This window comes from Acidiferrobacter thiooxydans (assembly GCF_003333315.1).
In the GTDB taxonomy this organism is placed as follows: Bacteria; Pseudomonadota; Gammaproteobacteria; order Acidiferrobacterales; family Acidiferrobacteraceae; genus Acidiferrobacter; species Acidiferrobacter thiooxydans.
The window spans coordinates 514,094-527,616 of sequence record NZ_PSYR01000002.1 but is presented as its reverse complement, the minus strand read 5'-3'; the positions used below and the strand labels follow the sequence as shown (position 1 = coordinate 527,616).

At 58.7% G+C, this 13,523-nt stretch carries 12 protein-coding genes and 3 pseudogenes; 7 read left to right on the top strand and 8 right to left on the bottom strand.

Annotated elements, in window-relative coordinates:
* Nucleotides 1-95 precede the first annotated feature (95 nt).
* From C4900_RS09525 to C4900_RS09510, 4 genes and pseudogenes are all read right to left on the bottom strand, one after another.
* Nucleotides 96-389, bottom strand: a complete 294-nt coding sequence (locus C4900_RS09525) for a hypothetical protein (RefSeq protein ID WP_065970516.1) — start codon at nt 387-389, stop codon at nt 96-98.
* Between the two features lie 157 nt (nt 390-546).
* Nucleotides 547-1,353 (bottom strand): ABC transporter permease, encoded by an 807-nt coding sequence (locus C4900_RS09520; RefSeq protein ID WP_065970518.1) that lies wholly within the window; start codon nt 1,351-1,353, stop codon nt 547-549.
* A gap of 3 nt (nt 1,354-1,356) precedes the next feature.
* Nucleotides 1,357-1,947: pseudogene (locus C4900_RS09515) on the bottom strand (ABC transporter permease); the annotation flags it as partial.
* Between the two features lie 208 nt (nt 1,948-2,155).
* Nucleotides 2,156-3,124: an ABC transporter ATP-binding protein gene (locus C4900_RS09510; protein ID WP_114282988.1), complete on the bottom strand. Its 969-nt coding sequence runs from the start codon at nt 3,122-3,124 to the stop codon at nt 2,156-2,158.
* A gap of 174 nt (nt 3,125-3,298) precedes the next feature.
* On the opposite strand from C4900_RS09510, the pseudogene C4900_RS09505 reads away from it, so the two are divergent.
* Together C4900_RS09505 and C4900_RS16030 are read left to right on the top strand one after the other, a co-directional pair.
* Nucleotides 3,299-4,860: pseudogene (locus C4900_RS09505) on the top strand (IS3 family transposase).
* Nucleotides 4,861-5,892: 1,032 nt separating this feature from the next.
* The gene (locus tag C4900_RS16030) at nt 5,893-6,042 is read left to right on the top strand and encodes a hypothetical protein (RefSeq protein ID WP_170132496.1); all 150 of its coding nucleotides are present in this window, start codon (nt 5,893-5,895) and stop codon (nt 6,040-6,042) included.
* A gap of 126 nt (nt 6,043-6,168) precedes the next feature.
* Here the strand turns inward: C4900_RS16030 and C4900_RS09495 are convergent, their stop codons facing one another.
* Nucleotides 6,169-6,597 (bottom strand): hypothetical protein, encoded by a 429-nt coding sequence (locus C4900_RS09495; protein ID WP_065971918.1) that lies wholly within the window; start codon nt 6,595-6,597, stop codon nt 6,169-6,171.
* 90 nt (nt 6,598-6,687) lie between these two features.
* Here C4900_RS09495 and C4900_RS09490 point away from each other — a divergent pair, with 90 nt between their 5' ends.
* The 3 genes and pseudogenes from C4900_RS09490 (at nt 6,688) to C4900_RS09480 (ending at nt 9,047) form a co-directional block, all read left to right on the top strand.
* Nucleotides 6,688-7,110: an ArsR/SmtB family transcription factor gene (locus tag C4900_RS09490; RefSeq protein WP_114282986.1), complete on the top strand. Its 423-nt coding sequence runs from the start codon at nt 6,688-6,690 to the stop codon at nt 7,108-7,110.
* 31 nt (nt 7,111-7,141) lie between these two features.
* Nucleotides 7,142-8,703 (top strand): annotated as a pseudogene (locus tag C4900_RS09485) (IS3 family transposase).
* A gap of 17 nt (nt 8,704-8,720) precedes the next feature.
* Nucleotides 8,721-9,047, top strand: coding sequence for a hypothetical protein (locus tag C4900_RS09480; RefSeq protein ID WP_114282985.1), 327 nt, complete (start codon nt 8,721-8,723; stop codon nt 9,045-9,047).
* A gap of 75 nt (nt 9,048-9,122) precedes the next feature.
* Here the strand turns inward: C4900_RS09480 and C4900_RS09475 are convergent, their stop codons facing one another.
* The 3 genes from C4900_RS09475 to C4900_RS09465 all read right to left on the bottom strand — a co-directional run bounded on the left by C4900_RS09475 (nt 9,123) and on the right by C4900_RS09465 (nt 11,589).
* The gene (locus C4900_RS09475) at nt 9,123-9,953 is read right to left on the bottom strand and encodes a methylated-DNA--[protein]-cysteine S-methyltransferase (protein WP_065971936.1); all 831 of its coding nucleotides are present in this window, start codon (nt 9,951-9,953) and stop codon (nt 9,123-9,125) included.
* A 36-nt stretch (nt 9,954-9,989) separates the two neighbouring features.
* Nucleotides 9,990-10,652 carry a flavin reductase family protein gene (locus tag C4900_RS09470; RefSeq protein WP_065971937.1) on the bottom strand — a complete coding sequence of 221 codons (663 nt, stop codon included), beginning with the start codon at nt 10,650-10,652 and terminating at the stop codon, nt 9,990-9,992.
* 316 nt (nt 10,653-10,968) lie between these two features.
* Nucleotides 10,969-11,589 carry a TetR/AcrR family transcriptional regulator gene (locus C4900_RS09465; protein WP_065971920.1) on the bottom strand — a complete coding sequence of 207 codons (621 nt, stop codon included), beginning with the start codon at nt 11,587-11,589 and terminating at the stop codon, nt 10,969-10,971.
* 96 nt (nt 11,590-11,685) lie between these two features.
* On the opposite strand from C4900_RS09465, the gene C4900_RS09460 reads away from it, so the two are divergent.
* On the top strand, nt 11,686-12,153 hold the full coding sequence (locus C4900_RS09460) for a nuclear transport factor 2 family protein (RefSeq protein WP_065971921.1): 468 nt from the start codon (nt 11,686-11,688) through the stop codon (nt 12,151-12,153).
* Nucleotides 12,154-12,241: 88 nt separating this feature from the next.
* Nucleotides 12,242-13,495, top strand: a complete 1,254-nt coding sequence (locus tag C4900_RS09455; RefSeq protein ID WP_211306874.1) for a YbfB/YjiJ family MFS transporter — start codon at nt 12,242-12,244, stop codon at nt 13,493-13,495.
* Nucleotides 13,496-13,523 lie beyond the last annotated feature (28 nt).

The window sequence follows — 13,523 nt, the reverse complement described above, 5'->3', positions numbered from 1 at the left end:
TGGGCACGCAATTATCCAATTCGGATAATGGCCTCCTATATACTTGTTTACCCAGATTACATAGGATCGCCGCCTCCCCTCAAAATCCGACAGGCTCACGGAGACGGACCATAGACCCACTCGACTTTCACATCCATACACGCAAGCCCCCGGCCGATGTTGTCCAAGACCTGCAGCCTGTCGGTGTCCGTCATGGGCAGCGTTGTCACGTTGGCCAGGATCCAGCCGGTTAGCGTATCGCGGTAGACGCCGAATGTCGGTATACCAAGGTCCACCGCGATTTTCGCCATCTCGTCGTTCTCACGGTACTCAATGGTGTAGCGATCGGTAATTCCGATGATGGAACCGCTGGCGCTCTGGACCGTGCTAGGACCGAGTCTCTTGAACATCTCAATGCCATCCCGTTATCACGTTTGTGATGTTCGGGTTGACATTACAGTGTTTCTCTTGTTGGATAGATCGACGCTCATATATCGCGAATGATCTGCCTATTGACCGTGCCCACAATGTTCGCCCCCGTCCAGCCCCCCGTTTCGTTACAGGCTTCTAGTGGCCGCTGCTTTGATAACGCGCCAGACCCGCCTTCCACATCCCGTACGCTACGGCCGCGACGACTACAGCCATGGCGGGCGTTAGTAAAACCGCACCGGCGCTGATGGCCGATTTACCGAGAAGCATTCTTCCCGGGTAATAGCTGATGACGCCGAAGGGAATGACGTAAGTAAGCATCACGCGTATGAATGCGTTGTTGTAGGCGCTTAAGGGGAATTTGGCCACCTCGATCAGGTTGTTAAAAAGAAAAGGCAAAGCGCTGGTTGGCGTAGGCTCCCAAAACACATAACTATTCGCGGCCAGGTTGATGGCACCGATAATAACCGTTCCGCTTCCCAGTGCCCCCAAAAACACAATCACCGAGGCCACACCCCATACCATGTGCAGGTGGCCACTGGTAATCACCAACAACGCGGCGCCAAGGACGATGGTGGCCACTCCTTGGTGAAAGTTGGCGAACTGGGCGAGAATTAGCAGCAGAGGGGGCGCAGGACGCAGCAAAATGCGGTCAAATCCCCCTTGACTGACAAGAACACGGAGGCTCCAGGGACCTGCCGCGACGATATCGGCAAGACCCTGCGGTATGAGCACCAAGGCGAAGAGAAATGCCACCTCCCAACGGTTCCAGCCATCGATCGCGGGAATGTGCGCGAATAGCACTCCGAGAAACACTAAGGCCGTCAGTTGTTTTAAAGCAGAACCCAAGACCCCCACCCAAAAATCAAGCGGGAATTCCAATTGGGCGCGCACATGCAAAAAAATAAGACGCCAATACAGTCGCCAGAAATGCCATTTGGTCACGCGCTAGCCTCCCAAGACCGTAAGCCGCCTCAGGCTTTGAGACCATAGGACCTTGGCCATGACCCATAAGCCTGCCGCCCACGCACATTGAACAAGGAGGTCACTAATCGGTGGACCGTGCCCCAAGTAGATTGCGAGGGGAATATAGATAACCGCCTGAAACGGTGACCATTGGGCCACTTGCCGGACGACTACAGGCAGAAACGTCAATGGCACAACGGCGCCGGAAAAAATATCCGTAATCGCGCTTCGCAACCACACCAAACCGACAATATTCTCCGTCCAGATCGATAAGGCGGCCGTGACATAGCTAAGGAGAAACTTTATGAGAAAACCGATGGCGACACTCACGCCAAAGACCAGAGCCCGTTCCGTTGACGCCGGTGCCTCGGGATGTAAAAAGAGTACCCCAAGCGCAACAACAGAAGGGATACTAAAACACGCATCGGCCAATGCGCCGCCTATGACCACCATGAGACGACTCAATTGATAATCGATGGGTCGGATCAACTCCATTACAATCTGGCCTGTTCGTACCAGATTAAAGAGACCCGTCTCGACACGAAACGTCAAAAGTCCATTAAGCAAAAAGGAAAAAAAATATAGGTTCTCATTTCATTCCAACTAAACCCACCCACCATATGCTTGGCAATATAGACGTGATGCCAAATGTAATATGGGATAATGAGCCACGCTAGATTGCCGAGAAAGGCAAACATAGCCGTCTTACGCCGCGCCAATCCCTCCATAAACGCGGCACGCAAGAGTGCTGTGTGGGGTTTCCATCTGGGTGGCATGGGAGTCAGAGATCCTCGTATCGCAGTTCTCTCTTATACAAGCTTCGGATTATGCTTTCGGTATCTGGAGTCCCGATGTGCACATCTCGCACCGGTAAGGAAGGTGCCAAAGCATGAATGATCATGCCGGCCGACACGATGCGATTATCGAAACGTATCCGCAATTGATGCACCGTACTGGCTTCTGCAAACACTCCTTGATAAGATCCCAGCAACGTCTCCGCCACCTTAACGGCGTCCGGCACGGCCGCGGAAAACTGGAACTCAATCATATGCTCGTACCCGAAACGCTCTCGCACCGCGGCGAGCGGACCATCGTAGACGATGCCGCCCTTCTCTATCATGATAAGGCGCTCGCAGATACCCTCAATATCCCCGAGATCGTGCGAAGCCATGACCAGTGTCGTGTTTCTCTCGAGGCTTGTTACTTTCAGAAATTCGCGGACTTCGTTTTTTACTGCGACGTCAAGCCCGATAGTGGGCTCATCCAAAAAAAGCACGCGCGGTTCGTGAAGGAGCGCCGCCGCCAAGTCGCAACGCATCCTCTCGCCCAGCGAAAGTTGCCGCGCCGGCCGCGCGAGCAAAGGACCAATGCCGAGCATATCATCGAACCACGCCACATTGCGTTCCAACGCCGCACGCGATAGACCATACATTTGCGCCAAGATACTCAGAGATTCCGCCACAGGAAGGTCCCACCAAAGCTGCGTGCGATGCCCAAATACAGCACCAATTTGCCTGTTGTTCCTAACTCGATCAGACGATGGCACCAATCCGTTTACCTTGACGGATCCGGATGAAGGTACCAGCACGCCCGTTAGGATTTTTAACAACGTGGACTTACCTGCGCCATTCGGACCTACACACGCTACGCGCGCTCCTGGGCCCACTTGCATGCTGATGCCAGAGAGAGCGGTAATCTCACGATATAGCGGACGTACGACATGCTTTAAGGCGCCTGCGATGCCCGGCATTTTGTCCGGCACACGATACGTCCTCACAAGCTCTGTCACCTCAATCGGTAAAGTGCTCAATGGGTCCCCTGCCTTGTGGGCACACGCGTCTAGGTCGCCGTATGAAGGCCCCCCTGTGTCACAGTAGTTGCCGCCTCCATTAATCGTTAATCTGGGGGGCGAGGTGAGAGAACGATGGCACGATACGCACAACGATTGAAGGATCAGGCCGTGGCCCGGCTGTTGCCGCCAGAAAGCGCTTCAGTGGATACAGTGGCTCACGAGCTGGGGGTAGGCATCGCCACGCTCGAGCGCTGGCGAGCCGAGGCCTTGGGGGCCCCGAGAACGGAGCGGACCTGGACGGCCACTGCCCGTCTGGAGGCCGTGATCGCCACCGCCGCGCTGGACGAGACGGCCCGCAGTGCATGGTGTCGTGAACAGGGCCTGTATCCCTCGGATCTGGAAGCCTGGCGGGATCAGGCCATCGCGGCATTGGCCACCCCGGCCGAGGTCCGGGCCAGACCCGAGGAGACCCGCAAGGATCGGCGGCGCATTCAGGAGCTCGAACGCGAGATGCGGCGCAAAGACAAGGCCTTAGCCGAGACCGCGGCCTTGTTGGTACTCTCAAAAAAACTCTCGGCGATCCTTCGAGAGGGCGCGGACGAATGATTCCGCTGAACGATCGCCAAACTTTCGCCCAGAATATCCGGCAAGCGCAGGCCGCAGGGGCCCGCCTGCACGCCGCGTGCGCGCTCGCCGGCATTGATAGCCGCACCCTGCAACGTTGGGAGCGGGGCTTGGGCCTCACGCACGGAGACCGACGTCCAGAGGCTGTGCGCAAGACGCCCTTGCATGCCTTGTCCGCAGCCGAACGCGCGCGGATTCTGGCGGTGGCCAACGAACCGCGCTTTGCGGAAATGCCGCCTGCGCGGATCGTGCCGAAACTGGCCGATGAAGGCGTGTATCTCGCCTCTGAATCCACGTTCAGCCGGGTCTTGCGAGCGGCAGGGCAAACCCACCACCGGGGTCGGGCAAAGACCCCGCGGCCTTCGCGACCGCCCACCACTCATGTGGCTACCGGCCCCCGCCAGGTCTGGTGCTGGGACATGACCTATTTGCCAGCCGAGGTTACGGGGCTCTGGTTTTATCTCTACCTGATCCTCGACCTCTATAGCCGCAAGATCGTGGGCTATACGGTCGCCGACACCGATGACGCTGATCACGCGGCGCATCTCGCGCGACGCACCGCTCTTGCCGAAGGAATCCACGGTCTTCACGAAAAGCCCGTGCTCCACGGTGACAATGGGGCAACGCTCAAGGCCACCACGGTGCTTGCCATGCTCCATTGGCTGGGCGTGAAGCCGTCCTACTCCCGTCCGCGCGTCTCCGACGACAACGCCTTCGTGGAATCGCTCTTTCGCACCGCCAAATACCGGCTGGAATTCCCGGAACGAGGCTTTGCGGATCTGGAATCCGCGCGTGCCTGGGCGGCTACCTTCGTCCATTGGTATAACCATGACCATGCCCACAGCGGGATTCGCTATGTAAGCCCGGCACAACGCCACGCCGGAGAGGATGTCGCGATCCTCACCGCCCGTCATGCTCTGTATCAGGAAGCCAAGGCACGACACCCGCGTCGCTGGTCGGGACCGACCCGCAACTGGTCGCCGATAACGGTGGTCACTTTAAATCCGGAGCGAGAGGCAGCAATCAATGCGGCCCTCGATCCCTTAACCGAAAAACGCAAGAGTGCATAACTTAGGCGGCAACTGCCTTGACACGCACCGAGGCACGCCGGCCATCCTATCGGACGCCTACCTGAAAACAGAGGCTCAATAAACCCACAGACATCGCCATAGCCGAACGCGTAGCGTTCATGCGCCCGCAATTTCTCCACTCACATTTCTGTATTGGCGGGTTCCGGATTCCATGTATCTTGTATATAGACACAGAGACACGAGACTATGGGATCCCACTACGACACACGCTCACGCACGAAAGGTATCCCAGCCTCATTGATCTCCATGCACAACTTTATGGTCATCGGCATGAACCACCTACGCAGGAATGGGTAGCGTGACTCCTGGGGTTTGATGGCCGACAGCCAAAGAATCCATGCGCTCACTGTGAATAGCCAAATGGCATTGGGACCCGCGTCGCGACTCGTTCGATCCGTGTGAGCGATGTCATCCTTGCTATTCTGTGCGTCCGCATCCCCGAACCCTTGATGCTCCCGGATACTTCCGTTTGGATCACGCTCCAAGGGGACGGATTTATAGAACACGCCTTTGGGAGCGCGAAATAAGCGGGCATGAAACATGCCAGCGAAGTGAAGTGTTATATCCCATTGAATCGCCGTGTCATTTTGTCTTTTCTTATTGTCTGGCATCCCCTTGCCTGCTCTTTTGTGGTGCAGTAGGCGATCCGGGCGGCGTCATTTTGTGCGATCTGTTTTGGTCGTGGCCCTAAAGAGCGGCGCTGTAGGGTGCGCATGATTGGAGTCTAGTTGCGTCGTATGGCGGATACGTGACACGTCACGTTGGGGCGGCACGGCCGTCGGCCGTGGCCGCCACCCACCGCCTGTCTTTCCGGTTGACCGGGAGAATGGCGGCGCCGGGCCTGCGGATGACGGGCCCTCCTGCTCATGACACCGGTCTTCGGCGGGGGGCCTTCCAACTGGGACGGCTTTGGGATCGCGCCGCATGCGACACCTCGGGGGACCGGCGGATCGGATAGGCTCTCTTGAGCCTCGGGGATGGGGCGACGTTCCCCGTCGACCTGGAGGATCCTTGCGCCTCGATCCCAGGCCTTTCGGCGAGCTGCTCGCGCTCCTGGCCTACTTGCATCGTGAGAACCTCCCGCTCGACTGTCTCGTCACCCCCTATCAAATGCCGTTCATTCTCCACCTATGGAGCGGGTCTCCCCCGGCAAATCCGTGATCCATCCGGCGCCTTGCTGGCTGGCGATTCATCTGCAAAAGCACAGGATGGCGTTCCTTGTTTCACCTCGAATAGGCCGGGACGCTGGGCCGTAATGTGTGTGGGCCACAACACCACTTTACCGATTCAGGATGGCACCTTGTCGCTTTTACCGAGAGGAACGATCTGAAAATCAATAAGGTCATCCGGCTCACCGGTGTAGACAACCAGCGCCGTCGTTTCCGTAGCGAACATGGCACCATGCCGATGGCCGCGGGGGTGCAGCATATAATGTCCCGGCAATTGCCGTTGACGCCCCGATTTGTCGCAGTGACCGCCGGACAGGATATAGATGTGCTCATCGGAACCCGCGATAGCGAGGACCTTCATCAGCATCCCCGAAGGCGGGCTAAACCGCACAATCTGCGCCACGCCTTCGCCTTGCTCCCGCCGATCGCTAAGCCGCTTTACAAACACGGTCTCCTGGCCGCCATAGAGGGCGCTAGCGCCCAATAAGGCGCTCCCCGGGGTCCACGGCAGATTGTCGGGATTTACATAGAGCGGTAACAATGCCATTCGCTATTCCTCCGGTATGTCAATGTTCACGACTATCGGTGGACACGTTATCATGTCCTTGATCCGCAACGTTGCGGTGGCAAACGAAATATGGATGATGCCGTAGCCTTAAGCCAAATCGCCCAACTGCTGGCGGTGCCAACGCGAGCAGCGATCCTATTGGCGTTGGCCGACGGGCGGGCGCTGCCGGTCTCGGAACTGGCCTATCGGGCGGGGATCAACACCTCGACTACGAGCGCGCATCTGGCGCGCTTCGTAAAGGCCGGCCTGTTGCGTGTCGAGGTCTGCGGCCGCTACCGCTACTACTGCCTGGCCTCTCCGCGGGTCATGGAGGCCGCCGAGGACCTGTTTGCGGTTCACGGAGCGCCGCTTCTGTCCCGGGAGAGCCGGCCCGACGAGCCCAAAGTCGCCCCGCTGCGCAGTGCACGCCTGTGCTATGACCATCTCGCGGGCCGTTTGGGGGTGGCACTGTCGGACCGCCCCCTGTGTCACAGTAGTTGCCGCCTCCATTAATCGTTAATCTGGGGGGCGAGGTGAGAGAACGATGGCACGATACGCACAACGATTGAAGGATCAGGCCGTGGCCCGGCTGTTGCCGCCAGAAAGCGCTTCAGTGGATACAGTGGCTCACGAGCTGGGGGTAGGCATCGCCACGCTCGAGCGCTGGCGAGCCGAGGCCTTGGGGGCCCCGAGAACGGAGCGGACCTGGACGGCCACTGCCCGTCTGGAGGCCGTGATCGCCACCGCCGCGCTGGACGAGACGGCCCGCAGTGCATGGTGTCGTGAACAGGGCCTGTATCCCTCGGATCTGGAAGCCTGGCGGGATCAGGCCATCGCGGCATTGGCCACCCCGGCCGAGGTCCGGGCCAGACCCGAGGAGACCCGCAAGGATCGGCGGCGCATTCAGGAGCTCGAACGCGAGATGCGGCGCAAAGACAAGGCCTTAGCCGAGACCGCGGCCTTGTTGGTGCTCTCAAAAAAACTCTCGGCGATCCTTCGAGAGGGCGCGGACGAATGATTCCGCTGAACGATCGCCAAACTTTCGCCCAGAATATCCGGCAAGCGCAGGCCGCAGGGGCCCGCCTGCACGCCGCGTGCGCGCTCGCCGGCATTGATAGCCGCACCCTGCAACGTTGGGAGCGGGGCTTGGGCCTCACGCACGGAGACCGACGTCCAGAGGCTGTGCGCAAGACGCCCTTGCATGCCTTGTCCGCGGCCGAACGCGCGCGGATTCTGGCGGTGGCCAACGAACCGCGCTTTGCGGAAATGCCGCCTGCGCGGATCGTGCCGAAACTGGCCGATGAAGGCGTGTATCTCGCCTCCGAATCCACGTTCAGCCGGGTCTTGCGAGCGGCAGGGCAAACCCACCACCGGGGTCGGGCAAAGACCCCGCGGCCTTCGCGACCGCCCACCACTCATGTGGCTACCGGCCCCCGCCAGGTCTGGTGCTGGGACATGACCTATTTGCCAGCCGAGGTTACGGGGCTCTGGTTTTATCTCTACCTGATCCTCGACCTCTATAGCCGCAAGATCGTGGGCTATACGGTCGCCGACACCGATGACGCTGATCACGCGGCGCATCTCGCGCGACGCACCGCTCTTGCCGAAGGAATCCACGGTCTTCACGAAAAGCCCGTGCTCCACGGTGACAATGGGGCAACGCTCAAGGCCACCACGGTGCTTGCCATGCTCCATTGGCTGGGCGTGAAGCCGTCCTACTCCCGTCCGCGCGTCTCCGACGACAACGCCTTCGTGGAATCGCTCTTTCGCACCGCCAAATACCGGCCGGAATTCCCGGAACGAGGCTTTGCGGATCTGGAATCCGCGCGTGCCTGGGCGGCTACCTTCGTCCATTGGTATAACCATGACCATGCCCACAGCGGGATTCGCTATGTAAGCCCGGCACAACGCCACGCCGGAGAGGATGTCGCGATCCTCACCGCCCGTCATGCTCTGTATCAGGAAGCCAAGGCACGACACCCGCGTCGCTGGTCGGGACCGACCCGCAACTGGTCGCCGATAACGGTGGTCACTTTAAATCCGGAGCGAGAGGCAGCAATCAATGCGGCCCTCGATCCCTTAACCGAAAAACGCAAGAGTGCATAACTTAGGCGGCAACTGCCTTGACACGCACCGACCGCTTGCAGGGCCTCGGTTTGGTGCGTCTCGTGGGGCGGGATTACGCGGTCACCGAGATCGGGTGGGACAAATTCACGGCCCTGGGACTGGAGCGGTCCACGCTCGAATCGGCCCGGCGCCATCTGGCGCGGCGGTGTATCGACTGGAGCGAGCGCCGCCCCCACATCGGTGGGGCGGTCGGGGCCGCGCTCGCGCTTTATCTGGAGCAGCAGCGCTGGATCCGGCGAGAGGGGAAGACTCGGTGCGTGCATGTGACGGCACAAGGCGGGCGCGGCCTCTGGGAGGCGTTTGGTTTTCATTGGCGCGGGTAAGGTAATCACGCTCTACCCAGCGACATAAACACCTACGACCCCTAGGCCATAAGCACCCCCGGCGAAACGAACCCCCTACTCCTCGTACCGTGCCGCTTCCCACATTTGAATAACGCGCTTTCGGGTCGATCCCCAACGATACCCACCCAGATCGCCACTTTCTTGAATCACGCGATGACAAGGGATAAGAAAGGCAATGGGGTTTGCACCCACCGCTTGCCCCACCGCTCTTGCCGCACGGGGATGACCCATAGCTGCAGCGACCTGTGAATAGCTCACGACCCTCCCCTCTGGTATCTGCAGCAATGCCTTCCAAACACTCACCTGAAAGTTCGTACCTGAAACATACAAAGACAAAGGTCGATCCTGTTGTTGTTTCCGGCTGAACATCGCCGCAAGTACCGGTTGTGTGCGGCCAATATCGGCGCGCACCTGCGCATGAGGCCATTTATTCCGCAGAGCATCGACCTCTTCATCGGCTCCCGTCGAATCCAGAAAGGCCAATGTGCAAATCCCGCGGGGCGTAAGTGCAATAAAGGCGGCCCCGAACGGCGTATCGTGTATAGCGTAGTCGATCGTTAACCCGGCGCCCCCCATCTGATATTCGCCAGGAGTAGCCGCCTCAAGATGAATAAAGTGATCATAAAGACGTGAACCGCTACTCAGACCCACCGCGTCTGATACTTCCAGTACGGATTTCGCACCGCACAGCAGCAGTTTTGCGTTCTCTACCGTCAACACTTGCAAAAACCTCTTGGGCGTAATACCGGCCCACCGACAAAATAAGCGCTGAAAGTGAAACGGGCTCAGATTGACGTGTGCAGCCATATCTGCCAAGCCTGGCTGGCGACCCGCATGGCTTACAATAAACGCGATGGCTTTTGCGATGCGCTCATAATCCGACATCCCATGCCCCACCCGATCCGACATGCGACCCTACCCTCAAATAGGGTGTCCCTTTTCGGCCGGATTACCATAGACAGACTCCGGGACCGTCGCCAATACCGATTCATACGCCGGCGAGCCCAGCCCATACAATCTCTGGAAGCTCATCATAAGGGGACGCCACTTATCGGGATCAATCCGATGCTGCTCGCCACCCATAAGGATTTCTTCATCCGCATGTATGCGCAGGATCCGCACCTCGATACCGATAAAGCGCCCCCGTTCGGCACTGTCTTTTTCGGCCATACTGTGTACCGCTTCCACAATGGCTTCGAGTTGCACCGGGCATTCCCGTACACGCGGCGCTGCAACCGTATCAGACGGCATGGACGTCAAGCCCGCGACCCCAAACTTGTCGCTTTCAAACCGATATCCGCGGCATTGCTTACTCTCGGGCACAGGATACGAGCCCGTTGTAAGCGCTAGGCGATTCACTGCCGCTACCTCATTCACCGAGACGAGGTTGAGGACGCATTCGCCTGTCTGGATCATATTCTGTGTCGTTTTTGAGCTCGCCGCTAAACCCAGCATACAATGCCACCCAAGCCAAAACACCGATGACATGGGCGCTACATTGTAAGTCCCATTTTCATTGCGGGTACTAATAAGGATAACCGGTGTACCAAAATACAGAATGGATGGTTCAATGATCCTATGCATCATGGGTTCCACGTCAGATAACGATAATATGAGGGCACAGTAGGGCCAACCGAGTCCTGACGCGACCCGAATCTTGCTGTCTGGAACTCATCATAATTACACCTTCAGGTACAAGGGGTATATCGCCGGGTCACGGACCCAATGCCTATGCTCGCCATAACCATTCTGTGAATAATTACAACGAGTTGGTATCGGCTATCTGCCATTCATCCCTAGCAATCTGACGCACAAGATGTACGGCCCTCGTGCGACTTTATGCGCGCTCGCTCGACGGAACGTAAAAGGGCCGCGGCGTAGGGCATCCGCCAATCGGAAATCATCGTGGCCGGCCATCCCCCATGCCCTCATTTTTTTGCCGATAACGGTAGGCACGGTCGAGACAAACAATCAACAGGCTCAATCCCTTCAGAGCAGACGCTATCTCCCCCCCTGCAGCCCGCACCACTGCCCCGTCTATTCCTAAGGCGATGGCGTCCGCCGTAGGCTTCCGCCCGATACCGGCGGGCAGTAGATTCTCGATCACTTTTCGAATACTAGCCTTGTGCCGTTGTAGCCACTGCACGGTTTCCGGCAAGGCGGCCCCCATCTCCCCCATAGTGTTGATAAACGCACACCCCCTGAAATCGGGTTTCGTAAACCATTCCTGCAGCGCCGGGACGATGGCCTCCACGCCACCGCCATGCCGTCTCAAGGCGTCCTGAAACCAATCCATCCACTGCCCATGGCGATAGTCAAGATACGCTTCGATCAGAGCATTTTTGCTGGGATAGTGACGATAGAATGTGACCTTGGTCACGCCGGACTCGGCAATGATGCGGTCAATACCCGTGCCACGAATACCCTCCCGATAGAAAAGATCGTGCGCCGTGAGCAGAATCCGCTCCCGTGCGGGCCGCCTACTCTCGGATACTGGATGGGCAGTTTTGTGAATGGCCATTGGCTTATTGTAGACAGATCGGTCTTGCTTGTGTAGACTCTTCTCAGGTAGACAGCTCGGTCTACCTGCGATCGTCAGACTAAAGGGATAACCGCTATGGAGATTAAAACGTTCGGCCCCCCATTTACCGAAAACAGCGCCCTTCTCAAGGTGCGACTAGCTGAGGACCTCTGGAATTCTCGCGACCCGGACCGCGTCGTGCAGGCCTATACACACGATACCGTTTGGAGAAACCGCGCGGAGTTTCCGGTGGGGAGAGAGGCGGTACGCGCGTTCCTGCAACGAAAGTGGGCCCGCGAGCTCGAGTACCGCCTGATCAAAGAATTGTGGGGTTTCCGCGACAATCGCCTCGCGGTGCGATTTGCCTATGAATGGCATGACGACTCGGGGGTCTGGTATCGCAGTTATGGTAATGAACTCTGGGAGTTCGATGGTCAAGGCTTGATGGCTCGGCGCCTTGCCAGCATCAACGACCTGCCGATCTTGGTATCCGATCGGAAGTATCACTGGCCCCTGGGACGTAGACCGGACGATCACCCGAGTTTAAGCGCGCTCGGCCTATAGGGGTACATGGGGTTCATGGGGCTTTCCCATCCCCTATTGTCACCATTTTCCGGGCGCAGATGCGGTTCCGCCCCCACGAGGAGAGACGATGATGCGTATGGACACCCCTATCGCGGGCCGTGATCTGTCGCTTTGGCCGGCTTTTGGTCTCAGTTTAGGCGTGGCGGTGGCCGTGGGCTTAGCACGCTTTGCCTATGCGCTCTTGCTACCTGCCATGCGCGAGAGCCTGCACTGGAGCTATGTCACCGCCGGCGCCCTCAACACCCTGAATGCGCTGGGCTACGTGGTTGGCGCAGTCTCCGCGTATTGGCTACTACGGCACGTCCGTCCCAACCAGCTATTTATGTTCGGATTACTGTTAACATGTGTGGCGGTCTTCGTCACGGGTCTCCATTCTGCCCTGTGGTGGCTCGGCGCGATGCGAGGGTTAGCCGGTATCGGGGCCGCATGGGTCTTTGCCTGCGGTGGCGCGCTCGTGGCGGCGCGCTATCAAGCAAGCGCGGGCCTGCGCCGCGTGGCGACGGGGCTTTATTTCGCCGGTGCCGGTATTGGCATTGCGATCTCCGGCGTCGTCGTCAACCCAATCATTGCCGCAATGGGGGACAAAAGTTGGCCGGGCGCGTGGCTCGCGTTGGGCGTGGTCGCCGTTCTCGCCGCCCTCTGGCCCATGCAAGAAGCCAGCGGGATTAGCGGGGAGGCCAACACTGTGTCCCGAGGCCTCCCCCCTTTCCGCGGCTTGATGCCGAGCTTGCTGGCCTATTTCTTGTTTGCCTGCGGCTATATCGTTTACATGACGTTTATCTTCGCGTGGATTCAGGCTCAAGGCCTATCCTGGCAATTTGGTACCGTGGCGTGGGCCGGTCTGGGCTTGGGCGTTGCCGGTTCGCCGTTTGCGTGGCGTCAAGCGTTGGATGCGTGGAATCCCGCGATAACCCTTGCCGCCAGTTGCACCGTGACGCTCGCTGGTGCCTTACTGCCTGTCTTCCTTGCCTCTGCACCCAGCATCCTGATCTCCACGGGGTTATTCGGCCTAGGTATGTTCATAGCACCTTCGGCAGTCGCCATTTTGGTTCATCGGGCGATGCCCGCTCCACAATGGGCCAAAGGCATCACGCTATTTACCGTCGTGTTCTCGGTCGGGCAGGCCGTCGGGCCGATGATAGCGGGTCGTGTTGCCGATGAATTCAGTTTACGGGCGTCGTTGATCCTGGGTGCCATCGTCCTCGCCATCGCCTCAGTGATGGCGCTCATAGGCTACCGCGATATTCCCCTGCACGCAGGACAAACATCGATGAGGCAGGGGTCACCAATCTATGTCCGCCACTCTACGGATGACGGTTGAAGCGACGACCCACCGCCAAACCGACGGG

Bases quoted from the DNA above. Each gene is read 5' to 3' on its own strand.
- C4900_RS09465 (WP_065971920.1), bottom strand. From the start codon at position 11,589: ATGGCCATTCACAAAACTGCCCATCCAGTATCCGAGAGTAGGCGGCCC.
- C4900_RS09525 (WP_065970516.1), bottom strand. From the start codon at position 389: ATGTTCAAGAGACTCGGTCCTAGCACGGTCCAGAGCGCCAGCGGTTCC.
- C4900_RS09475 (WP_065971936.1), bottom strand. From the start codon at position 9,953: ATGTCGGATTATGAGCGCATCGCAAAAGCCATCGCGTTTATTGTAAGC.
- C4900_RS09470 (WP_065971937.1), bottom strand. From the start codon at position 10,652: ATGCATAGGATCATTGAACCATCCATTCTGTATTTTGGTACACCGGTT.
- C4900_RS09495 (WP_065971918.1), bottom strand. From the start codon at position 6,597: ATGGCATTGTTACCGCTCTATGTAAATCCCGACAATCTGCCGTGGACC.
- C4900_RS09455 (WP_211306874.1), top strand. From the start codon at position 12,242: ATGATGCGTATGGACACCCCTATCGCGGGCCGTGATCTGTCGCTTTGG.
- C4900_RS09510 (WP_114282988.1), bottom strand. From the start codon at position 3,124: ATGCCGGGCATCGCAGGCGCCTTAAAGCATGTCGTACGTCCGCTATAT.
- C4900_RS09460 (WP_065971921.1), top strand. From the start codon at position 11,686: ATGGAGATTAAAACGTTCGGCCCCCCATTTACCGAAAACAGCGCCCTT.
- C4900_RS09490 (WP_114282986.1), top strand. From the start codon at position 6,688: ATGGATGATGCCGTAGCCTTAAGCCAAATCGCCCAACTGCTGGCGGTG.